Below are 22,119 nucleotides of genomic sequence, written 5' to 3'. Positions count from 1 at the left end.
GTTTTGTAGCATCGGTCGGGCCGCCGTTGCATCTCAGACCACGCCCGGAGTCCGTCTGGCCCTCGCTCGCCTCAAATCCCCCAGTGCGCTTCGTCGTTTTCTCGACGGTCAGGCCAATGCCGGCCTGATCCTAATGGCGATGGCAGCGCTTGCGCTCGTCCTGGACAATTCGCCTCTTGCCCCGGACTATGAGACAATCCTGCGTTTTCATGTCGGACCACTTTCGCTGGCGCATTGGATCAACGATGCGCTCATGGCGGCGTTTTTCCTGCTGGTCGGACTGGAAATCAAGCGCGAAATGCTCGACGGGCAGCTCGCCTCGTGGCCGCGGCGTCTCTTGCCCGGCATCGCCGCGCTTGGCGGAATGCTTGTCCCCGCATTGCTGTTCTTTGGCCTCAATAGCGGTGAAACGGCGCGCGGATGGGCCATTCCTACTGCGACGGATATTGCTTTTGGATCTCGCTGCTCGGCACCCGTGTTCCGGCATCGCTAAAGGTATTCCTTGCAGCCTTGGCGATCATTGACGACCTCGGCGCTGTCATCATCATCGCGCTCCTCTATACAGCGCAAATCTCCATGGTTGAGCTCGCTTGCGCGGGCGAGGTCGTGACGATCCTGATCGCTCTCAACCGCCTGAAAGTGCTCAGGCTGCTGCCTTACTCACTCGTCGGCGCATTGCTGTGGTTCTTTGTTTTCCGCTCGGGTATCCATGCAACATGGCCGGTGTCGCGCTGGCCCTGACCATTCCGCTTGATATCACGCCGAGGAAGCACGACAGCGACGCCGCCAGTCCACTGCACCGGCTCGAAAAGGCGCTGCACGTGCCGGTGGGCTTCATCATCGTCCCGCTGTTCGCCGCTCGTAAACGCAGGTGTCCCGGTACTCACCCTGCCGCTTCGCGCGCTTGCCGAGCCGGTGACGCTTGGCGTCGCAGTGGGGTTGCTTCTCGGCAAGCCGATTGGCGTCTTCGGATTTACCGCGCTTGCTGTCTGGTTTGGTCTTGCCGATGCGCCTGCCCACGCAAGCCGGATGCAGATGCCGGGGGTCGCCCTGCTGTGCGGCATCGGTTTCACCATGAGCCTGTTCATCACGCTGCTGGCGTTCCCCGGTGCTCCGATACTCCAGTCAGAAGCGAAAATCGGTATACTTGCAGGCTCCCTCCTCTCGGGGCTGGCCGGCTTCATCGTTTTGCGCCTGGCGCACCGGGAAATCCCGGATCAGGCGTAAAGGAGCGAGAGGGTTAGCGCGCGCAGCCCACGACGAGCGCAACCAGCGGCGCACCCATGTGCGCGTAGTCGCTGAACCGGTAGCCTCCGGGCCCCGTGACCAGGAGATTGTTCTGATGACCGTTCGGCGTCAGGAAATCCGACGAGGCGCCGATCAGCAGCGCCAGCAGCGCGGCATCTGGACTTACATGCAGGAGGTTTGCTGCATCGATCGCCAGTGGCCCCGGCCTGTCCGATCGGATCAGGAACGCATGCAACGCTATGCTGATCTCCGTTAAAGTCCGCTGGTATCAATCCCGTGCGATGCGATGCGTGGATATCTATTGGCTCCGCTCGCATGGCCCCAGTGCCGCCAGAACCATGCGATAGTCTGCGTAAGCTTGCTGTTTGGAGGGGAAAGCGCCCGAGACGTAAGCACTTTGCGGAGGTGACGCCGGAAGGAAACAGGCAAGGTTGTACCATTCGAGCGTGTCTTTGGTGGGGGGATGCAGATCGCCTCCCGTCAGTTCCGAAAACGAGACACCCCAGTTTTCGGGCTGGCCGGGCATGTGACGCACGGCGATGGTCACCGGACCCTTTTTCGTATCAAGGAAGATCTGCGTGCGACCCTGCCCCGCAAGATTTCCGGGAACATAGCCCAGTTCCCTTACACCGGTTACGGGGGCTGGCGCACGCGGCGAGACCAGCGCACGAAGTACCCCGCGCAGGCGGCTCTCCCGTTCTGGAGACCAAAGCTGCTGCGCGGCGGGTTCCACCAGCTTGATCTCTTTGGGTCGACCAGGCACGCGCGATGCGAAAAGGAAAACATCCTTCCCCATCCAATCGGTGGCGCTTTGCGCTGAAGCTTCGGGCAGATCGACCAGATACTGCAGCGAACCACCGATCCCGTTCTTGCCGTATAGCAGCGCCCGCGTGCTGGCTTCGGCATAGTAGCGACGATGATTTGGCAGCCCTGTGCCCGGTGCAGTGCCCGCTACGGGCTTCAATTGCGTTATCCGCGCAAGCACGACAAGGTCGGCCTTTTTCGAGAGCTCTACTGTGTCCACGTAGGTTGCCTGGTCCGCGGAAAGGGAACGGACCTGCGCACTCGAGGCACTGGATATGAGCGAGCAGGTGGCGGCCGCCAGGCCGATCAGCAGGATTGGGAGGCGAGCGGGCATAGTTCAGGGGTTCCGCTGAAAGGATACAGGGGTGGGCGAGAGGAACTTGCCTTCAGGGCTACGCCCTGGACCTCGCGAGAGAAAGGCAAAATCTGCCCCCGTTGGCCGCTGGAAAACCCTCAGCCCGAATTCCGGCATGACTGCGAGCAGATGGTCGAAGATGTCGGCCTGGATCGTTTCGTATTGCGCCCAGACCGTAGTTGTTGCGAAAGCGTAGATTTCGAGCGGAAGGCCATTCTCGCTGGGCGCCAGCTGACGCACCAGCAGGGTCTTGTCGTCGGCGATATCCGGCCGCGCTTTCAGATAGGCCAGTACATAGGCGCGGAAAGTGCCGAGGTTGGTCAACCGCCGTGCATCGAGCACTTCGCTGGGAGCATGCTCCCGGTTCCACGCCTGCACTTCGTCCTGACGCTGCCGGAGATAATCGCGCAGCACACCGAACCGCGCGAATTTCGCAAGGTCGGCCTCACCGAGAAAGCCGATCGAACTCTGGTCGATCATCAACGCTCGCATGATCCGGCGGCCGCCGGACTCGGACATGCCGCGCCAGTTGCGGAAGCTCTCCGTAATCAGGCGATAGGTGGGGATCGTGGTGATCGTCTTGTCGAAATTCTGAACTTTCACGGTGTGCAGGGCGATGTCGATCACATCGCCGTTGGCATCGAGCTTGGGCATCTCGATCCAGTCGCCCACGCGGACCATGTCGTTGGAACCGATCTGCACGGACGCGACGAGCGAGAGGATCGTGTCCTTGAAAACCAGCATGAGAACCGCCGCCATGGCGCCGAGGCCCGACAAGAGCAGTAGCGGCGACTGGTTCATCAGCGCCGCCAGCATCAGGATCGCGGCTGCGGCATAGACCAGCAGGTTGGCCACCTGGACATAGCCTTTGATCGGCCGGTTCCTGGCATCGGGGCGGCGCTGGTAGAGCTCGTTGCCGAGAGTCAGCGTCGCCGTGACGGCAAGGGCAAGCGTCAGGATGATGATCACTGCGCAAAGGCCGTGGACGAGCGAAACGAACTCCATCGGCAGGCCAGGCACAGCGGCGATGCCCACTTGCACGATCACGGTCGGCAGGATGTTCGAAAGGCGCGCGGCGATGGCGCCGACATGGCGGGCTTCCGCTTCGAACGGGCTACGCCCGAGCAGGCGAAGCACGCCCTTGAGCACGATCCGCTTGGCGACCCAGTTCGCCAGGGCCGCACCGGCCAGTAGCGCCAGCAGGGCGATGCCCGTCTGCATCCAGGGCTCGCTCGCCCAGGGCAGGTCCAGGGTTGGAAAACGGAAAGTTGATGGGGATCGGGTAGGCAAGACGGTTCCTCAAAAGGATCGGTACGGCGACCTGTTCAAGTCCTTGGCAGTGGTTTTCCGGCGCTCTCGGGTGTTAATTCCAGCGCGAGAAGACCGCAGAGGCAGGCCAGTATCATGACGTAAGCCGGTACGAGCGGGTTGCCCGTCACATCGATGAGCCAGGCGTTGACTAGGGGCGCCGTGCCTCCGAACAGCGAGGTAGACAGGTTGTAGGCCAGCGCAAAGCCCGCAAATCGTACCGAGGTGGGGAAGAAGGCCGGGAAGGTCGCCGAAATCGTGGCGAGTTGGGGCACATAGAGCAGGCCGAGCAGGACGTAGCCGATCGCCGCCTGTACCGGGCCGATGCCCATAAGATGGTAGAGCGGGATGACCAGCAGGGTGAGCCCCAGCAGCGATGCCCGCCACATCGGTTTGCGACCAATCCGGTCGGACAGGGCACCTGCAAACGGGAGCAGGAGCATCATGAACAGCATGCCCGAGATCGGCACGATCAGAGCCGTGTCGGTGGCAAGGCCGAGGCGGCGCTCCAGATATGTCGGCATATAGCTCAGCAGCGTGTAGTTGACCACGTTGAGGGCGATGACGAGGCCGCTCATCGCCAGCAGGGGGCGGCGATAGCGGGAAAGCAGGTGGCGAAGTCCGGCTGGTTCCGCCTCTCCGCTCTCGCGCTGCGCCTCCGCTTCCTGGAACAGCGGCGTCTCCGCCATGCGCGCCCGCATGTAGAAGCCGACCAGCCCCAGCGGACCGGCCAGCAGGAACGGCAGGCGCCAAGCCCATTCGCGCATCGCCGTATCCCCCAGCAGCAGCGAGAAGCTCAGCATCAGCAGCGCGCCGGCGCTGAATCCGGCCAGAGTGCCGACTTCCAAGAAGCTGCCGTAGAAGCCGCGCTTCTCGTCCGGGGCATATTCGGCCATGAAGATCGCGGCACCGCCGTATTCGCCGCCGGTGGAGAAGCCCTGCACCATGCGCAGGACCACGAGCAGCGCGGGTGCCCAGCCGCCGATAGCGGCATAGGAGGGGATGAGGCCGACGCCGACAGTGGCACCGGCCATGAGCAGGATCGTCAGGCCGAGCACGGCCTTGCGGCCATAGCGGTCTCCCAGCGGCCCCCAGAACAGGCCGCCGAGCGGACGCACCAGGAACGAGATCGCAAAAGTGGCAAGCGCGAATAGCGTCGCCTCCGCCGTCTCGCCGGGAAACAGGGCGGCGGAAATGTAGCTCACGCCATAGGCGTAGATACCGTAGTCGAACCACTCGGTGGCATTGCCGATGGCGGATGCGCAGATGGCTCGGCGCAAGTCGCGCGGTTCGGCTCTCCCTGTTACGGCGGGCCCTGTTACGGCGGGCCCTGTTACGGCGGGCAGTATTCTGGCGGGCGGATTCAATGACGGCTCCCTGTTTGTCCAGACTCGTCCGGTGCCGCGGATGTTTCCGGGGCGAGCGGATCGAGCGAAGCGGCCAGCGGCGAGGTGCGCGGCAGGCCGATGTAGCTTTCCTGAAGGTGGGCGGGCACGGGGTCCGACTTCGCCTGCCGCAGCAGTGCGAACGAAGCCGCGGCGCTCGCGCAGGCGGCGATGAACAGGAACAGTCCTGAAGCCCCGGTCAGGGACACGGCCAAGGATCCCGTGGCCGGTCCGGCAGCGGCGCCAAGCGAATAGACGAGCACGAGACCGCCGCTCGCCGCCACGCGCTTTTCCGGCGCGAGGTGATCGTTGGTATGGGCCGCGCACAAGGGATAGAGCGCGAAACTCAAGCCTCCGAACAGGGCGCCGAGCCCGAGCAGCAGCATCCCTGCCTGCGCCGTGAGGGCGATCGCAAGCGCGGCGGCCAGCGTTCCGGCGAAAGCGAGCACGATCACCTTGCGGCGGTCGATGCGGTCGGACAGCCAGCCGAGCGGCCATTGCAGCACCACGCCGCCCAGGATCACCACGCTCATGAACAGGGTGGTCTGCGAAAGATCCATGCCCAGCCGGCGCGCGAACACGGCGCCGAGCGCATAGAAAGCGCCGAGCATCACCCCGGTCAGCCCGGCACCGACCATACCGAGAGGCGAGGTTTGGTAGAGTTCCCGAAACGGCAGCGGCGCGAAATCGCCGGTTTCGGGCGCGGCGATACGGGTCAGCAGCACTGGAATCGCCGCCAGGGAAATCAGGATCGATCCCACCAGCAGCGGCACTGCCGGTCCCCCCGCTCCCAGGCGGATAAGGAACTGCCCCGCCGCCTGCCCGCCGTAGAGCATGATCATGTAGCCGGCCAGCACCATGCCGCGACGATCGGGTTCGGCGCGCTCATTCAGCCAGCTTTCCACGCAGACGTAGATCCCCGCGAGGCACAGGCCATCGAGGAAGCGCAGCGCGCCCCAGAACACCGGGTTGGTGTGGAGCGCATAGGCCAGCGTATCTGCGCTGAGCAGCGTGACGAAGGCCGCGAAGGCCCGGATATGGCCGATGCGCCCGACCAGCGCGGGCACACGAACCGACCCCAGGGTGAGGCCGGCGAAATAGGCGGTCCCGACGAGACCGATCGCCAGCGCACCGCTTCCCGCCCGCTCCAGCCGCAACGCGACGAGCGTGTTGAGGAACCCGCCGCCCGCCATGAGCAGGAAGATGGCGATCAGCAGGCTGCGGACGGGAAGGATGGCCTTTAGCATGATGATGCGGCGCCCTTTCCGCCAAAATGCGGAAAAGGGCGCGTTTTCCGGTCAGGCCGCGGCGCGGTCGGTGGCGGTGCCCGCCTCGACCAGCGCGGCGTGAAGGGCACGGACGGCTTCCTCAAAGTCCGGCGCCGCAACGATGAACTGGACGTCCACGTTACGGATCTGGTGCTGGAGCGCGACGAGGCCGATGCCCGCGCTGTCCAGTGCGGCAAGAGCGCGGGGCACCAGTCCGGGCTCCGACAAGTCGGTGCCGATCACCGAGACCATCGCCACTTCCTGCGCGGTCACCACCGATCCGGGCCACTGCGCGCACAAATCGTCGACGATCTGCGCGGCCTGTTCGCTGCCGGTGCCGCTGAGGTAATGGGTGATGGTATTGGCGTTGGAACTCTTGCTGACGATCCAGGCGCCGTGGCGGGTCAGCGTTTCCAGGATCGCCGCGTCGTAGCCCTTCTCTCCCACCATGTCCTGCTCGAAGAATTGCAGGGCCTGGACCGAAGCGAGCCCGGTGACGATCTCCACGCGCGGTGCCTTCGAAACGTAGTCGCCCTCGATCAGCGTACCCTCGTCATGGCGTTCGAACGTGTTGCGGACGCGCAGCGGGATACCCGACTGGCGCAGACCCCTGCCCGCACGCGGATGGATCGCTTCCATGCCGAGGTTGGCGAGCTGGTCGGCCACGTCGTAGTTGGTCCAGCCGATCTTGCGCGCCCGGCTTTCGCCGACGAGACGGGGATCCGCGCTGGATAGATGGAACTCCTTGTGGATGACCGCCTCGCGCGCGCCGGTGACGACGGCGATACGAGAGAAGGTCATCTCGGAGTAGCCGCGGGCATAGCGGCGCACCATGCCGCCTTCGCAGCCCGCGTAGCCGGTGACGATCGGCATCTCGCGAGAGAGATCGATCGAGGCGAAGGCGGTGCGGATGCGTTCGTCGAGATCGACCAGATCGTCCTGGCTCCAGACGGAAAGATCGACGAAGACGGCATTGACCCCGCGATCGCGTAGGAGCAGCGCCGTCGAGTGCGCGGCATGGGCCTCGCCCAGACCGGCCAGCATTTCCCGCATGGTGGCGATCTGCTCCGAGAGGCGGAAATGGCCGTGGCGGCGCAGGCGGTCGAGATCGTCGAGGCAGGATTCCAGCGCGGCGATCCGCTCTGCAACGAAACGGTCCACTTCCTCGCGGCTTTGCGGGCGCGCGAACATTTCGGCATTGCGCGCCCACATGGCGCCCAGCACTTCGGTCAGCGCGGTGCGCCATGCGCCCGGCGTTTCGTTGCGCACGAAATGGCCGTGAACGCCCGGCTCGCCGCTCTTCTTATGCTCGAGCAGCAGATCGGTCATCCCGGCATAGGCCGAGACGACGAAAATCCGATTGTAGAGATCCGCGCCCTTGCGTCCGGCGACCAGTACGTTCTCGAACACGGTGGAGGTGGCGGCCATGGACGTGCCGCCGATCTTCTCGACGCTGTGCGTTCCCGTCATGCCGCTACTCCTTCGACAAGTCCCTCGATTGCGCCGGAAATCGGCACTACCGGTGAGAAATCGCGCGCAGCGATGAATTCGGGACGCGGCGCGGGCGCGGCATAGGGCGACGTCAGCCGGTTGCTGACGGCGTTATAGACCAGGAAGGCATTGGCGCGCGGGAAAGGCGTGATGTTGCCGTTGGAGCCGTGCATGATGTTGCAGTCGAACACCACCACCGTACCCGGCTTGCCGACTGGCGCGTCGATCCCGTGGCGATGGGCCAGCTCGGCCAGGCTGAGTTCGTCGGGAACGCCGTATTCCTGGCGGCGCAGCGACTGGCGGTAGTGGTCCTGCGGCGTTTCGCCGACGCAGGACACGAAAGTCCCCTGCGAGCCGGGGATCACCATGAGCGGCCCGTTGTTCGGCGTGTTCTCCGCCAGCAGGACCGACATGGACAGCGCCCGCATCACGGGCATACCGTCCTCGGCATGCCAGGTCTCGAAATCGGAATGCCAGTAGAACTCCTTGCCCGCGAAGCCCGGCTTGTAGTTGAGCCGGGTCTGATGAAGGTAGACCTCGTCGTCGAGCAGGAAGACGGCGACACCGGCCAGTCTCCGGTCCGCGGCAAGGCGGGCCATGACGTCGCTCTGGGCGTGGATCTCGAAGATCGAGCGGACTTGCCGGCTGCCGGGTTCGGCAATGACCGTCTCGTCCTTCAGACCGGCGGGATCGGCCAGGAGGCGTCCGGTTTCAGCCTGCAGCGTGGCAACTTCCTGCGCGGAGAACAGGTTTTCCAGCACGAGATAGCCGTTCCGGTCGAACTGTTCGACCTGGGTTGCGGTCAGCGGCGCAGCTGGGTGCCAGGCCCGCCGCGCGACGGGTTCGTCCCGCGGCTGTAGCCTGGGTTCGCTTTCGCATCGGGTGGGATAGAGATCCTGCATCGTTTGCCTGTCCCTCCCTCAGTCAGCCAGAGCCGGATAGGCGCCGTTCTCGTCGTGGACCTCGCGGCCGGTGACGGGCGGATTGAAGGTGCAGGCGCAGAGTATGTCCTCCACCGGGCGCACGATGTGGCGGTCATGGGCATTGAGCGCATACATCACCCCCGGCTTCAGTTCGTGGGTCTCACCGGTGCCGAGATCCTCGATCGTGCCGCTGCCCTGAAGGACGAGCACGGCTTCCAGATGGTTCTGGTAGTGCATGTGCAGTTCCTCGCCCGCGAACATTGTAGTGACGTGGAACGAGAAGCCCATCCGGTCATCCTTGAGCAGCAGACGGTCGCTGACCCAGCCCTTGCCCTGGATGTGACAGTCGGACTTGCGGATATCTTCGAGATTGCGAACGATCATGGGTATGTTCCTTTAATGCTGGGATCGGGCTCAGGCGGCGACGCCGAGCTTGCGCGTCGCTGCGAGCGCGGGGAGCGCCTCGGCCACGGCTTCTTCCAGGATATCGAGACCGGCGTTGAGCACGGCATCGTCGATCACCAGCGGCGCCAGCACCTTGACGATCTCGTCGTAAGCGCCACTGGTTTCGATGATCAGGCCCTGCGCGAAGCAGGCAGCGGTGATCTTTCCGGCCACCTCGCCGCTCCCCACATCGATGCCGCGCATCATGCCCCGGCCGCGGGTGGACAAACCGTGGCGGGCGGCGATCGCTTCGAGGCGGCGTTCCAGGATGCCGCTGCGGCGGGCAATATCATCGACGAAGGCCGGATCCGCCCAGAATTCGCGCAAGGCCGCCGTGGCCGTCACGAAAGCGTGATTGTTGCCCCGGAACGTGCCGTTGTGCTCGCCGGGGGACCACTGATCGAATTCCGGCCGCATCAGGGTCAGCGCGAAGGGCAGGCCCATGCCGGAGAGCGACTTGGCCAGAGTGACGATGTCGGGCGTGAAGCCCAGGCCGTCGAAGCTGAAGAAGTCGCCGGTGCGGCCGCAACCAGCCTGGATGTCGTCCACGATCAGCAAAGCGCCGTGCTTGTGGGCGATGGCGGCGATCCGGCGCAGCCACTCGGGCGAAGCGGCATTGAGGCCGCCTTCGCCCTGCACGGTCTCGACGAGGAAGGCAGCAGGCGCATCGAGCCCGCTGGACGGATCCGACAGGCGCTGTTCCAGCAGTTCGGCCGTATCGACATCCGGCCCGCAGTAGCCGTCGAACGGTTCATGGCTGACATGGTTGAGGGGAACGCCCGCACCGCTGCGCTTGCCCGCATTTCCGGTACAGGCCAGCGCGCCCAGAGTCATGCCGTGGAAGCCGTTGGTGAAAGCAATCACCATCTCGCGCCCGGTGACCTTGCGCGCCAGCTTAATGGCCGCCTCGACAGCATTGGTGCCGGTGGGGCCGGTGAACATCGCCCGATAGTCGAGCCCGCGCGGCTCCAGGACCACTTCCTCGAACGTGCGCAGGAACTCGCTCTTGGCCTTGGTGTGGAGATCGAGCGCATGCGTGACGCCGTCACGGGCGATATAGTCGATCAGGGCCTGCTTCAATACCGGGTGATTGTGTCCGTAGTTCAGCGAGGAGCAGCCCGACAGAAAATCGAGATAGCGCCCGCCCTTGCTGTCGTGCAACCAGACGCCTTCGGCGCGGTCGAACTGGCGGGGCATGGCGCGCGAATAGCTGCGAACCTGGGATTCGCGGCGGTCATAGATGCTGGTGTCCGGCGCATGCGCGCTCGGTTGGGGAATCGTCGTCATCTGGAGGAATTTCCTGTTCAGTTGGACGGAATGAACGGCAGCGGCGAAATGCTCGCCTGCCATTCGGTATCGTGCGCTCCGGCGAAATGGGCATCGCGTTCGAAGCGCGTGGAGCGCGTCAGGACGGCGCCGTGGCGCCGCGCGAAGGCGGAAAAAAGCGCCCAGGAGGCCGAGTTCGCCTCGGTAATGGTCGTGGTGAGTTCACGCGCGCCGCGCGAAGCGCTGCGGGCGATCAATGCGTCGAGCATGCGCCCACCCAGGCCCTCCCCGCGCGCCTCGGCCGCCACGGCGACCTGCCAGACGAAGATACAGTCGGGACGGGAGGGCGGACGATAGGCGGAAATCCAGCCGAGCAGCCGGCCTTCCCTTTCGGCGACCACGCAAGTGCCGGCAAAGTCGCTGCACTGGAGAAGATTGCAGTAGGCCGAGTTGCCGTCGAGCGGCGGCGATGCCGCGATCAAGGCGGAAATGGCCGGCCCGTCCTCGGCTTTGGGTTCGCGCAGGACGATAGCAGCGCCGGAATTTCCTTCCGCAACGCCGCCCTCGTCGCGCGCGCGGATCGGGCTCGCGGAATCGCTCTGCGGGCCAACTTCATTCACATTATCATCGAATATTACTTCACCCTCCGAAGCACGTTCGCGTGCTTGGCCGCTGCCATGTCATTCGTGGTTCTCGCGTAATACCATAGGGATTGTGAGAGTATGCGCAACAGTACGGTTTCAAAAGTTCGCTTTCACACCGTCATGGAACTGCAATTAATTCGATTTTCGAAGCATCTTCACGCTTGGCGCAAACCCGCAGGAAAGCTAGCTATCGGGCATGGAAATCGATCTCACACCGGCGGCACTTCTGGCCCTGCGAAAAATTCTCGACGCAGCCGAGCTAGAGAACCGGAAAATGGCCGCTGCGACGAGCTTGACCTCCTCGCAGGCACTGGTGCTACGGCAGATCGGAGGCAACGAGACGATCACGCCGAGCGCGGTCGCGAGCGCCCTGGGTTTTGGACAGGCGACGATCACCAACATCGTCGATCGCCTGGTGGCGGCGCAGCTCGTGACGCGCACGCGCGGCCTTACCGACAAGCGGCAGGTATTGTTGCAAGTCACCGAACTCGGCCGGGAAAAGCTGAAGGCCTCGCCGTTTCCGCTCCAGATGCGCTTCAGCCAGGGTTATGCCGGCCTTGCCTCCTGGGAGCAGGCGATGATCCTGGCTGCGCTCGAACGGCTCGATGGGTTGCTTACGCCCGAGAGCGCAGGCCTGGTCTGATTAAACTGCTTCGAACGGACGGATTTAGAGAATCGGCGGAGATTGCCACGCATCCTTCCCATCACATCGAAGTCGTCGCTGGAGCGCTGGGGAGACAGACCGACAAACAACACTGAACATTGGGCGGAATGGCCGAAAAGGTCATCGAGCGCTTTGAATGCAAGTGCAACCAACCCCACCCCTGTCAGGGTGACTTGAGACGCGGACAGAGCCGCCATTCAGCGCCTTCTACGAGCGTCTCCGAAGCGGTCATTCGTTCACCGAGAGATCTGCCACGATGAACGGCCGGCAATGGGACTTTCCGGTCTGTCGGCTTATCGGCGACCGTCCAAGTTTAGCCTTCGTTCGCTCCGTGGCTGCGTGATCCCAGATCGGCGGCTTGGACTGGGATAGAGACATCGTTCCGGCTCGCCAGTCGAACGACGGCTCTCGGCAGTTGGAGACTGTCGGCTTTTGGGAAATCGGAACCGTAAGCAGCCGTCAAATCTTGCGGGAACGTTGCCTCGTCGCCTCAATAATGGAATGAGTTTTGGTTGATGTTAATCATAAGCTGTGGCTTAATAACGGCACCGTTCAGGGGGGGGCGGCAAGCAGTGGACAAGAAGAGCCTGAGCTTCCGAACGGAATTCCAGCTTTCCCGCCGCGACCTCATAAAATATTCGATCATTACGGCGGGGGCGCCTGTCATCGCGGTCGGCGCCGACATCGCGACGGAGACTACCGCGCGCGGCGGACCCGGCGGCGCTTGGCCCGAGTTTCTCATCAAGCGCGAATCCGACGAGCTGTTTATCAGAATGCGCGCGATCGGCTTTCGCGCCAAGCGCGGCTCGAAGACGCTGCAGCCGCTCCGCTGGACGAACGACCATCTTCTCGAGTTCACCTTGCCGCCGCAGCATTTTGCCGAGCGGACGATAGGCGACGACGAAATTCCGGCTGTCTTTGCCGAGGAGGACCTCGAACGCATCTCGCTGACGCCGAGCGAGACAAGCAAGCTCGTCTTTCGCGTTCCAGCGAAGGCGATCGGCCTGCGTGTCGAGGAGCTACTCGACTGGACGCGGTTCGAGCTGCTGCTGCCCGACGTGAACAACGCCGGCGAGAAATATGATCTCGAGATTCCGCGCAGCGACGAGGAGGCTGTGTCGCGGATCGAGCTCCCCTGGGGCGTCGAGCTCGCACCGGCACCCGATGGTCCGCCGCTCGGCTTCACCGGCTCGTCGAGAGCGCGGACAGGCGGCGGGTGGACGGAGCTTTGGTCGACCGCACTGCAGGCGAAAGCGCCCGAGGCGCGGCTTCGCCCGGTCGCGATGGAAATCTTCAGCGTGCGAGGGTTCAAGCGGCTCGGGCAGACGGGGTCCGCGGATGCCGGCAACCTCGTCATCACCTATAGCATCAATATATCGGGACCACTCCCGCCCGAAATGCCGCCGCTCGAAAACCGGGACCGGGCGGAGCTAGCCGCCAGCCTTTCGCGGCGCTTCCCTTATTCGGGCAAGGTCAAGCCGGTGCTCGATTCTGCCGAGATCCGGCTTCCCTCCCCGGCGAAGGCTTTCACCGCAGCCTATGCGCCGGGCCGCACGATTGCAGTCGACCAGCTTCGCCTCAGTTCGCGCGGAGGTTCGCTCGACTTGCTCGCAAAGTTCAAGCCCTATCCAGGGGCTGCAATCTCGAGTTGGGCGCATTCCGCGACGCTCGGCCGCGACACCTTCGTCCAGGTCATCCGGGAAGGGTTCCTGTTCCCCTTCGGCACGCCGTGCCAGCTGATCACCGTGTCGCAGCGTGTGTTCGGAAAGGACGAGAGCGGCCACTTTGTCGCCCCGCTTCTCAAGCAGGCCTTTCTGCGGGTTCACCAGCCGAACCTGCTCGAAATCTCCCATGGCGAGAGCCCCTTCCGGACCATCAGCATCACGACCGAGCAGTCGCCGCCGCTCGATCTGCCGGCCAGCGGGAACCCCAACGACTATAATCACTATGATTTCTTCCTGCCGATGGTGAAGGGCAAGCCTTTCGCGTTCGACCATGTCGGAACCGACTGGGCCGGCGAAACGCATCGCGCTTCGATGCCGCATATTTTCGTCAGCAGTTCGGTGACGGCCGGCAACGGCCTGATCTGGGAGCCAGGCTATCCCTGGACGCGGAGCGGCCCGCCGGGACCCATCGCGTTTCCGCTCAACACCATACCCAAGAACGGCGAGGGTCTTCGCGTCGTCGACCGGGTCTGGACCACCGTCCCCGGACGCTTCGCCGACTATGGCGGCACAGTGGCCAATCTCGCCCGCGCCGCAACAAAAAGAGGCAGTACGGCACAAAAGCTCGATTGGGTCGAGTGGGTGCGCGGCAACAGCCCCGACCTCGATCCTGACGTCGTCGTCTACCCGCCGTTCCGTCCTCGCGCGCGAACCATGCGCATCGAGGCGCAGGCGGCCGAGCATCTGTCGGGCGAAAAGACCGCGATGCTCGCAACCTACCGCGATACCCGCTTTACCTCGCAGCCCTTTCTCGACCCCGAGCCGACGACACCGCCGGCCGACTATTTCGCCAATGTGTCCGCGGCGCTCGATGACCCCGAGACTCCCTATCTCTATTTTCTCGAATCGCGGCCGCTCGTCGGCGAGCAGGTGGCGCCCAAGGAAAGGGACCCGCAGACCGTCGCCGCCGATCTTCGCAATCTCTATTATCGGACCAGCGGCGCACAGGCTGTGCCGGAAGGCCTGTTCACGGGCATTTCGAACGAGATGCGGTTCGGTCACAGTCAGTCTTCGGACGGTATCGGCGGCCTGTCGGTCCCGGACACTCACGCGAGCCTCGCGACGCGTCGGCTCGGGATCGTCGGCGATGCAAGTTTCAACGAGCGCCGCTGGCCCGGCATGGCGAGCGCGAAGCCCAAGCTCGAGCGTACAAATCGCCTCGACTATGCGGCCTTCGCGAAGTCCGGGAGACCGCCCTACGACCTGACCCCGTTCGATGCATCGCGGACGCCAGCCGATCGCGCGCGGACGGTAGCTGCCGCCCGCACGCTGATGGGCTTCCCGCCGGCGTCCGCGGCTCTGATGGACAAATCGGCAGCGGCCAGCCCGTTTGCGCCGGGTCTCAAGCTTGGCGACCTGTTCGGCGCCGACGCCGAACTGATCCCGGGTCTTCGCTTCTCCGATATTTTTGAGAAGATCGCTCTGGCCGGCTCCGAAGACGATGCTGCCGCCCCGATGATCTCAGGTGACACGGGTCCGGGGCCGGCCCGTCCGCTCGCCTGGGACATCAAGCTGCTCGGCGTCGAGTGGCTCCGCGACGTCCAGGAAGGCCGGTCGCCCCCGCTGCCGACCATACTCGCAGATGTGATCTCGCAGTCGGGGCCAAACCGGTCGGGGGCGCCGGCATCGCTCGGTCTAGAGGCAACGCTCGACTGGACGAACAGCGCGTTCGAAGAGGTCTCGATCGGCCCGACGAAGTTTATCCCCGACAATTGCCGGATCGACATCGACGCGGCGGCACGTATCGACCTTGGTATCCCGACGATCGCCGGCAATCCGCCGCAGCTGCGTTTCACTCCCGGCACGCCGCGGATCAAGGCCAGCACGAAGATAACCTCCTTCGCCATCGAGATTTTCAAGATCATCCGCATCCATTTCGAGTCCGTCTCCTTCACGGTCGACGAAGATGGTTCGAAAGCCTTTGCCACCAAGCTGAAATCGGTCGAGCTGCTGCCGCCGCTCGACTTCATCAACCAGCTCCAGAGCATGCTCGGCGGTCTCGGCGGCGACAGTGGGATCAAGATCGACATCAGCCCCCAGCAGGCAAAAATCTCGCAGACGCTGGCTTTCCCCGTCGGCGGTGGCCCCTTGTTCATCGGGCCGGCGCAAGTCACCAACCTGGCCTTCTTCTGGGCGGTGACGGTGCCGCTCATGGGTCGCGACGTGCTGAGCGTCGCCTTCGGCATATCCTCGAAGGCGAAGCCGCTGACCATTTTCGTACCGCCCTGGTATGGCGGGAAAGCCTATGTGCTCATCGAGGCAACCACGCGAGGCTGCCGCCTTGTCGAAATGAGTATGGAATATGGCGCGCTGATTCCGATCGACTGGGGGATCGCCCGAGGCGAAGCCTCGCTCACCGCGGGGATCATCTACCAGCTCCGGGCCGACGGCAGCGACAGCGCAACCGTAACTCTGACCGGCTTTGTGAAGGCCGCTTCGAATCTGTCGGTGGCCGGAATCATCCGCTTCACCGGCCTCGTCTATATTTCGCTGGAGAGCAAGGACGGCCCCAGCGGTTCCGACGTCGTCGGCAAATCGACCGTTACCGTTTCAATCAAGATCGGCTTCGTGCGCTATTCCTACAGCTTCACGGCAACGCATCTGCAGAAGCGGAATGACGGCGGTCGTGCTGCCGCGATCACGGGCCGCGACAGCCTTCCGACGCTCAAATCGGGCCGCGGCGGCGGCGCGGACAAGGTTGCGGTCATGCCCTATGGCGAGGGTTATGACAGCGAAGCACGCGAGGCTCTCAATCGCCTTCTTGCAGGCTACCGGACGGAAGGACGGGCATGAGCGTCACCTATAATTTCGTGCCCATCCCGCTCGATGCGTCTTCCGCGACCGGGCCGTCCTTCAAGCTTCATCTTCTGTCGACAATCGGATTTCCCGCAGGGACCACTTCGGGTGACGAAATAGCCGATGCCGTCAAACGCCACCCCCTGCTCGGCCTTGCAAATGGTTCACAGCTGTTCGGTCTGGTCATGTCCTACGCGGACTGGGCGAAAACGAAGACGATCGTGGCGGGCGCCAATGGGGTGCGCCGGGTTGGCCTCACCTTTGCCGGGTCGACGGCACTCAAGTCGCTGCAGTCGTCGCTGGCGGACTATATGGCGCGGTCCGGCAGCCTCGCAGTTGCCAACCTCAAGCACGATGCAGCGCATGACCAGAGGGCCGAGGAAGACTTGCTCGACATCGCGGCCATGCACGACCGCATTGCGTCACTGCGCGCGATGCTCAGGGGGAGTGCGACGGCTCGCGCAGGATTGCGCGCAGCCGCAAGGATAGACGACCTTTCGGATCGAGCGGTCGGCTATATGCGCACACGCTGGGTCGACGGCCAGGTCCAGGCGGGCGTGAGCGAGCTGTTGTTCGGGAGCACGGCTGCGGCGGACCTCAGTCTCGACAAGAGAGGAGCCGCAATCGTCGCCGATTTACGGGGCGATATCTCGAGGCTGCGCAAAAGGCTTACCATCACTGCCACACCAGATCGGGGCAATGATCTGTACGGAAAGAGCGCAGGGGGTGAAACCAAGGTCGACCCCCGCGACCCCAACGCCGCCATGCACGCTGCCCTGACCAATAATCTCATCGCCCGGTCGTGCGGTATCGTAACCCAATGGACCGTCGACGATGTCGCGGACCTGATCGGCGACTGGGTCGTGGCAATCGACCCCGCCAGCTTCGACGCGAATAGTGGCGCCGCGTGCAAGGCCACCGCGTTCCGGCGACAGGCATCGACCCATCCATTAAGCTTCAGGGATATCGGACTGGCGACGACATCGAACGGCGGACTGGCAATTCTGAACGATGCGGGAGGCCGGCCCCGCTATTCGTGCACCGGAATCAACGCCGAAATGGCAATCGTGCAAGCCACCTTGCTGCAGGCCGAGAACTCGCCGATTGCGGCCCCGGCCAACATGCCGTCCATGCTGCAAGGGCAGCGAGGACGACGCGACGACCGCCCGGCGGTGGAGCTTGCCGAACAGCAATATGGCTATAATGAGCTCGAAGCAGCGGGTCTCACGATCTCCGCACCCGCCGTCGATCTCGTTACGCCCGACGCGCTCAAGGCGCCTAATCGCGAGACAGATCTGCCCTGCCTCTTCCTTGAAGATCTGTGGATCGGGTACCGTCTCGACCTGGCGAAGTCGGGCAGGCCGCTAAGGAGCGTTCACAGGCAGAAGCAGCGAATTACATTTGGCGCCGGGCGCACCATAAGCGGGGAAAGCGAGGATTATTGGCCGCGCGAAGCCCCCAGTAGCGGCACCAGCCAAGTCAGCACCGAGATCATCCGCTATAACGGCCTCAGTGCCGCCCAGAATGTCGACTATGCCAAATTCCTGGGCATCTACGAGCAGCCCCCCGAGATCAAGGATGCTCCCTTCACCATGAAGGTGGAAGGCTACTCCGATGCCACCCGGCTCGAATTCAAACAGCGCTATGATTATCGGCTCCGGAATATCTTCCAGGGCGGTATCAGCTACAGCGACGACGATCCCGCGCTCGCCGGCTTCGATGCCCAGTTCGTCCAGAGCGCGACCTATGCGCGCGCGCGCCACTTCAGGCCAGGCGAGCTGGTGGCACCAGGCGACAGCGAGCGTCAGGGCGAGAACAAGATGTCGGTCTTTCTCACCGACAAGGAGCGCAGCCGCCGGATTCTCGTGGCACCTTCGCCGGTCGATGCCGATCTCGCGCGCTACAACGGCCAGTTCCTGACCGGTGGGTCTGAATCGAAAATGGACGCCACACGCGCTTTCGTCGTCGATCTCCCCGCCTTTCTGGGAACTGCAGGAGAGGGCGCACCCTATTATTGCGACCCCGATGTCAGCGCGATCAAGGTCGAGCTCTGGATGCGCAATGGTGATCCGCACTCGACCGAGCGGCAATATGATTTCGAGGATGGCGTCTATTGCGAGATGGTCGAGCCGCTCCACGTCGGTCCGGTAATCGCACGCTTCGGTGCCGCAGACGATTGGCGGGGATTCCGGCCGATCGAAATCATCGTGAGCGCCGCCACCGCACTACGTCCGATGATCAAGGTCGAGAATGGCGGAAGAAAGGTCCGGGTTTCGGTGCCGGTGGCGGCCGATCTGGATTTGGTCCTGACCCCCGTGGTTCCCACCGATCAAATCGCCGGTTCGGCCAGTTTCCTGTCTTCGACAAGCGTGGCCGCACGCGCCGGAGACGGGCTCGAGACCGCGGCAGCTGGCCTGCCCGTGGTCGAGCACCGCATACGCGTCGTCCATTGTACGCGCACGCCCGTGACGGCTCCGGTCCTTGTGAGCGAAGTCCATCAAGGCGGCTCGGATGCGGTGCCGCTTGCGATTCTCAAGCGCGAGCCGTTCACCGACCGCGCCGAGCTCGCGGGCTATGCGCAGGTCGATGCGGCTTCGAGCGGCGACCTTCAGATCGAGGGCGCCTGGCCCGAGATCGACGACGACCCGGTCCAAGATCGCTACCTGCTGAAGCAGGGCCGGTCGGTGTCGCGGCCGCGCAGCCTTCAGTTTCGGGATTATCGGCCTCCGGCACCGGCCATGGCGCTGAAGCTGATGCTGCAAGGCGGCTCCGCCGTGTCGGCCCTTGCGCAAGCCGAAGGGAAGATCGGCCTCCAGTGTGCCGAGAACAGGGTCTTCCTGGGTGGATCCAAGCCGGCAGCCGTTCCCGGCGATACCGAGGCGCCTCCCTGCATCCTGACGCTCGGCAGCCCCAAGCGCGCGCGCCTCAAACTCACGGCCGTGGCAAAGAGCCGCTATGCCCATCTGTTCGCGCCGGACCCCAAGAAAAGTTCGAGCCTCGTATCGCGCCCGATCGATGCCGAGGTCCCCGCCTCGATGCAGTTGCCGGCGCCGATCATCAGTCATGTCATGCCGCTCGTCCGGCAGATCGATGAGCAGGACCGGAGACGCCGGACGCGGCAGCGGATCTATGCCTTTCGCATCTATGTGCGGCGACCGTGGTTTCTGTCGGGCCACGGCGAACGGCTGGCGATCGGCTGCCACACGGGCGTGCCGCCGACCGGCCCGCGCGACACGCTCAACCGCGTCATCACCCAATGGGGCGAAGATCCGATCGCGCGTTCGAAGGCCGGCGCAAGCCGCCGGCTGCCGCGGGCGGCGGACTTCCGGATCGCAGGAACCCCAGTCCTCGACCCGCAGCTCTACCCCGCCGACAGTCCGGAAGGACATGGCGCCGTCCTTTACTTCGACGATGTGGTGCGCGATGCCGACGTGGGAGCCGACGGCGATGGACGCCTGTCGCTCGCAAGCTACGCGCTGGCTTGGGATGACAGCCAGAAGCTCTGGTTCTGCGACGTCGAACTTGGCAATGATTTCACGGGATGGATCGGTCTCGCGCTCTACCGGCACCAGCCGCAGGCGCATGAGAATCTGCAGCTGTCGCCTTCGGCTGCGTGGGTTTACAGCCTGCTGCTCCAGGGCGAGCGCGTCACCTGGGTCCGTCAGAATGGCATCACCGCGGTCACCATCGGACCCGTGTTCGATACGACGCTGAGCTTCGAGGCCGAAGAGCGGATCTATCGCGGCGGGGTGAGTGCTCTCGGCGACGACAAGGCGGGCGAGCGGCAGGAATTCCGGCGCTTCAAGGTCGACGGCAAATATTATTTCGAGGGCCGCTTTGCGGTCTCGGGCGACGGTATCGAGATTATCCGCCGCCGCCTCGGCAACGACATTTCATCGTTCAGGCTGGAGACGAAGGCATGAAGGCGATGCGACTGCTGGTTCTGGCCGCCATCTGCGCCGGCGGGGGGGAATTTTCCGAGGCTGCCGCGCAATCTTCTGCAACTTGCTTCAAGCCTCTCACCAACTTCGCGGACCGAAACCCTCTGTATTTCAAAGATTTATCTGAACTTGGTCACCCTGCCAAAGGCGGAGAAGGGGTGATCGAGTTCCAGCCGATCAAGGATGGCTGGCTCAAGGCGAACGTCGATTTTTATTATGTGACGTTCACCAAGCCGGCGAACATCAGTCCGAAGGACTTCTTCAGGGATATCCGCCTGTCGTTCGGGGCCTTCGCGCGCGGCGAGAAGGGCAAGTTCAACTTCGCGCCCTATGGCGGGCAATATACGATCTTCGACTTTGGCGAGGAAGGAAAGTGGTACCGCTTCCGCTTGGGGAGCACGCCCAGCACCCGGATCAGCGATGCGAACTCGAAGATCTGGGTAAAGGATACGGCGGAGACCGAGGGTGCCGTGATGAGCTTCAATCTCGGCACCGCATGGCCGTCAACCAATCGCCAGGCCGGGCAGACGAACTGGATCGTGGAAAAGGCCGGCGATGTTGAGGTGATCTGTGCCTCCGACACCGATTTCGTCTTCTCGACGGTTCGCACCGAGTCCGGCGGCTGGCACCCCGTTTCGGGGCATCGGGGCTTCGGATTGATGACCGACCCAGCCAACCCGAACCAATGGATCTTCTATTCGATGGCAGCGGATCGCCGGTCGGGTGCCTTCAAGAATTTTCTGCTTCTACCTCATATTAACAAGCTTTTTTGCATGGGCCACGAGTTCTGGAAGGGCTTTTTCTCCGAGTTCCGCGGTTTCGTCACAAAGAGGGGTTTGAAGGTGACGGGCGGAAGCCTCGACAATCACGGGCCTGTGCCCTTTCCCTTCGAGGCCGGGCAAGAGAAGGCGCTCGATTGCGCCAAGCTCTGGGATCTGGAGATGAAATATCCGTACGCGCCCTATTTGATTGCGCCCTGACCGCTCACCTTGATCCCGTTATCGCGGTTCGCCGGCTCGTCAGCCGCCGCCCTCGTCCGCCAGGCTTTCGAGGACGACTTCCAGCCGCACCTTCGCCAGCTGCTTGCGCGCCAGCCATGCGTCCTCCGCCGCCACGTCGGCGGAAAGATATTCTAGCTCCGAGGCGCTCCCCGACGTCGACAGGATGAGGATCTGGCCCGGCTCGGGCACCTCGACGAATTCGAAGCAAAGCACCGTGTCGAGCCGGAAGATCAGGGTAATTGGGTGACGACGACCCCGTTCCCCGTAAGGTTTATTGTAGCCATCCGCAACTTGGATGACCGCTATCAGGCGCTTCGTGAAGGTCCGCTTCACCGCAGTCCATCGGCAGGTTCCGTCAGGACCAGACGTTCGCGGTGGCTGATTTGAACGACCGGCTCTGGTCGCGACCTGCCGGTTACCGGACAGTCCGGACCTGGGGACGCGAAATCGGCGCCTGGACGACTGGGAAGGGTCGGCAGGCGACGCAGCTGAGCGGCAACTATCTCTGTATCTGCGCTCCATACGCGACAGTCGCCTACCGGCCAGTTCAAGGCGCCGAGAATTGGTAAGCTGCCGGTCCGCAACTGGGAATCGAAAAATGACCGCTGAGAGTCCGAGAAGGGTCGGGCCTTATCGCGGCCGACCGCTGCGTGGCATGAAGCCTTGCCGACATTGGTCTCGAAACCGGTGGCGCGCGAGCACACGCCGGGCGATTCATACAGGGTCAGCCCCAGTCCGTCGGTTGGCACGCTGATCCGCCTTTGTGCTTTCCGGTCGGTGTCTTGTCACAGCTTCTCGCTGCACTACGGCACATGGCCCCTGCCCGATTTCGGGAATATTGAGCAGGAACGATGGCG

15 protein-coding genes and 1 pseudogene are annotated in these 22,119 nt (G+C 63.7%); 5 read left to right on the top strand and 11 right to left on the bottom strand.

Annotated elements, in window-relative coordinates; translation table 11 throughout:
* The first annotated feature begins 133 nt into the window (after positions 1-133).
* Positions 134-1,227, top strand: a pseudogene (gene nhaA, locus ACXJ16_RS18145) (Na+/H+ antiporter NhaA).
* Between the two features lie 13 nt (positions 1,228-1,240).
* Here the strand turns inward: nhaA and ACXJ16_RS18140 are convergent.
* The 10 genes from ACXJ16_RS18140 to ectA form a co-directional block, all read right to left on the bottom strand.
* Complete coding sequence (locus ACXJ16_RS18140; protein ID WP_054436102.1) at positions 1,241-1,483, bottom strand: hypothetical protein; 243 nt, start codon at positions 1,481-1,483, stop codon at positions 1,241-1,243.
* 63 nt (positions 1,484-1,546) lie between these two features.
* On the bottom strand, positions 1,547-2,386 hold the full coding sequence (locus tag ACXJ16_RS18135) for a hypothetical protein (protein ID WP_463922950.1): 840 nt from the start codon (positions 2,384-2,386) through the stop codon (positions 1,547-1,549).
* 3 nt (positions 2,387-2,389) lie between these two features.
* Positions 2,390-3,628: a mechanosensitive ion channel family protein gene (locus ACXJ16_RS18130; RefSeq protein WP_463922949.1), complete on the bottom strand. Its 1,239-nt coding sequence runs from the start codon at positions 3,626-3,628 to the stop codon at positions 2,390-2,392.
* Positions 3,629-3,732: 104 nt separating this feature from the next.
* Positions 3,733-5,061 (bottom strand): MFS transporter, encoded by a 1,329-nt coding sequence (locus ACXJ16_RS18125; RefSeq protein WP_463923295.1) that lies wholly within the window; start codon positions 5,059-5,061, stop codon positions 3,733-3,735.
* A gap of 17 nt (positions 5,062-5,078) precedes the next feature.
* Positions 5,079-6,347 carry an MFS transporter gene (locus tag ACXJ16_RS18120; RefSeq protein WP_324699394.1) on the bottom strand — a complete coding sequence of 423 codons (1,269 nt, stop codon included), beginning with the start codon at positions 6,345-6,347 and terminating at the stop codon, positions 5,079-5,081.
* Between the two features lie 51 nt (positions 6,348-6,398).
* Positions 6,399-7,838: an aspartate kinase gene (locus tag ACXJ16_RS18115; RefSeq protein WP_463922948.1), complete on the bottom strand. Its 1,440-nt coding sequence runs from the start codon at positions 7,836-7,838 to the stop codon at positions 6,399-6,401.
* Positions 7,835-8,761 (bottom strand): ectoine hydroxylase, encoded by a 927-nt coding sequence (thpD, locus tag ACXJ16_RS18110; RefSeq protein ID WP_463922947.1) that lies wholly within the window; start codon positions 8,759-8,761, stop codon positions 7,835-7,837. The genes ACXJ16_RS18115 and thpD overlap by 4 nt, the downstream gene beginning before the upstream one ends.
* Before the next feature lie 18 nt (positions 8,762-8,779).
* Positions 8,780-9,166: an ectoine synthase gene (locus ACXJ16_RS18105; protein ID WP_463922946.1), complete on the bottom strand. Its 387-nt coding sequence runs from the start codon at positions 9,164-9,166 to the stop codon at positions 8,780-8,782.
* 30 nt (positions 9,167-9,196) lie between these two features.
* Positions 9,197-10,513: a diaminobutyrate--2-oxoglutarate transaminase gene (gene ectB / locus ACXJ16_RS18100; protein ID WP_463922945.1), complete on the bottom strand. Its 1,317-nt coding sequence runs from the start codon at positions 10,511-10,513 to the stop codon at positions 9,197-9,199.
* Positions 10,514-10,530: 17 nt separating this feature from the next.
* On the bottom strand, positions 10,531-11,022 hold the full coding sequence (gene ectA, locus ACXJ16_RS18095; RefSeq protein ID WP_132470082.1) for a diaminobutyrate acetyltransferase: 492 nt from the start codon (positions 11,020-11,022) through the stop codon (positions 10,531-10,533).
* Positions 11,023-11,332: 310 nt separating this feature from the next.
* Here ectA and ACXJ16_RS18090 point away from each other — a divergent pair, with 310 nt between their 5' ends.
* The 4 genes from ACXJ16_RS18090 (at position 11,333) to ACXJ16_RS18075 (ending at position 21,241) form a co-directional block, all read left to right on the top strand.
* Entirely contained in the window at positions 11,333-11,779 is a 447-nt protein-coding gene (locus ACXJ16_RS18090) for a MarR family winged helix-turn-helix transcriptional regulator (protein ID WP_054436096.1), read from the top strand.
* 536 nt (positions 11,780-12,315) lie between these two features.
* A complete protein-coding gene (locus ACXJ16_RS18085; protein WP_463922944.1) occupies positions 12,316-16,317 on the top strand; it encodes a hypothetical protein in 4,002 nt (1,333 codons plus the stop codon).
* On the top strand, positions 16,314-20,243 hold the full coding sequence (locus ACXJ16_RS18080) for a hypothetical protein (RefSeq protein ID WP_463922943.1): 3,930 nt from the start codon (positions 16,314-16,316) through the stop codon (positions 20,241-20,243). Before ACXJ16_RS18085 ends, ACXJ16_RS18080 begins: the two co-directional genes overlap by 4 nt.
* Positions 20,240-21,241 carry a hypothetical protein gene (locus ACXJ16_RS18075; RefSeq protein ID WP_463922942.1) on the top strand — a complete coding sequence of 334 codons (1,002 nt, stop codon included), beginning with the start codon at positions 20,240-20,242 and terminating at the stop codon, positions 21,239-21,241. Before ACXJ16_RS18080 ends, ACXJ16_RS18075 begins: the two co-directional genes overlap by 4 nt.
* A 39-nt stretch (positions 21,242-21,280) precedes the next feature.
* Here ACXJ16_RS18075 and ACXJ16_RS18070 read toward each other — a convergent pair whose 3' ends face one another.
* The gene (locus ACXJ16_RS18070) at positions 21,281-21,595 is read right to left on the bottom strand and encodes a UCP036055 family protein (protein ID WP_463922941.1); all 315 of its coding nucleotides are present in this window, start codon (positions 21,593-21,595) and stop codon (positions 21,281-21,283) included.
* Between the last annotated feature and the right edge of the window lie 524 nt (positions 21,596-22,119).

The sequence above is a fragment of the Novosphingobium sp. TK71 genome (assembly GCF_055361505.1).
This window is presented reverse-complemented; position numbering and strand designations above follow the sequence as displayed.

What these genes read in the sequence shown, in the direction of transcription:
- ACXJ16_RS18135 (WP_463922950.1), bottom strand. Translation starts at nt 2,386, where the DNA reads ATGCCCGCTCGCCTCCCAATCCTGCTGATCGGCCTGGCGGCCGCCACC.
- ACXJ16_RS18130 (WP_463922949.1), bottom strand. Translation starts at nt 3,628, where the DNA reads ATGCAGACGGGCATCGCCCTGCTGGCGCTACTGGCCGGTGCGGCCCTG.
- ACXJ16_RS18120 (WP_324699394.1), bottom strand. Translation starts at nt 6,347, where the DNA reads ATGCTAAAGGCCATCCTTCCCGTCCGCAGCCTGCTGATCGCCATCTTC.
- ACXJ16_RS18115 (WP_463922948.1), bottom strand. Translation starts at nt 7,838, where the DNA reads ATGACGGGAACGCACAGCGTCGAGAAGATCGGCGGCACGTCCATGGCC.
- thpD (WP_463922947.1), bottom strand. Translation starts at nt 8,761, where the DNA reads ATGCAGGATCTCTATCCCACCCGATGCGAAAGCGAACCCAGGCTACAG.
- ACXJ16_RS18105 (WP_463922946.1), bottom strand. Translation starts at nt 9,166, where the DNA reads ATGATCGTTCGCAATCTCGAAGATATCCGCAAGTCCGACTGTCACATC.
- ectB (WP_463922945.1), bottom strand. Translation starts at nt 10,513, where the DNA reads ATGACGACGATTCCCCAACCGAGCGCGCATGCGCCGGACACCAGCATC.
- ACXJ16_RS18090 (WP_054436096.1), top strand. Translation starts at nt 11,333, where the DNA reads ATGGAAATCGATCTCACACCGGCGGCACTTCTGGCCCTGCGAAAAATT.
- ACXJ16_RS18085 (WP_463922944.1), top strand. Translation starts at nt 12,316, where the DNA reads ATGTTAATCATAAGCTGTGGCTTAATAACGGCACCGTTCAGGGGGGGG.
- ACXJ16_RS18080 (WP_463922943.1), top strand. Translation starts at nt 16,314, where the DNA reads ATGAGCGTCACCTATAATTTCGTGCCCATCCCGCTCGATGCGTCTTCC.
- ACXJ16_RS18075 (WP_463922942.1), top strand. Translation starts at nt 20,240, where the DNA reads ATGAAGGCGATGCGACTGCTGGTTCTGGCCGCCATCTGCGCCGGCGGG.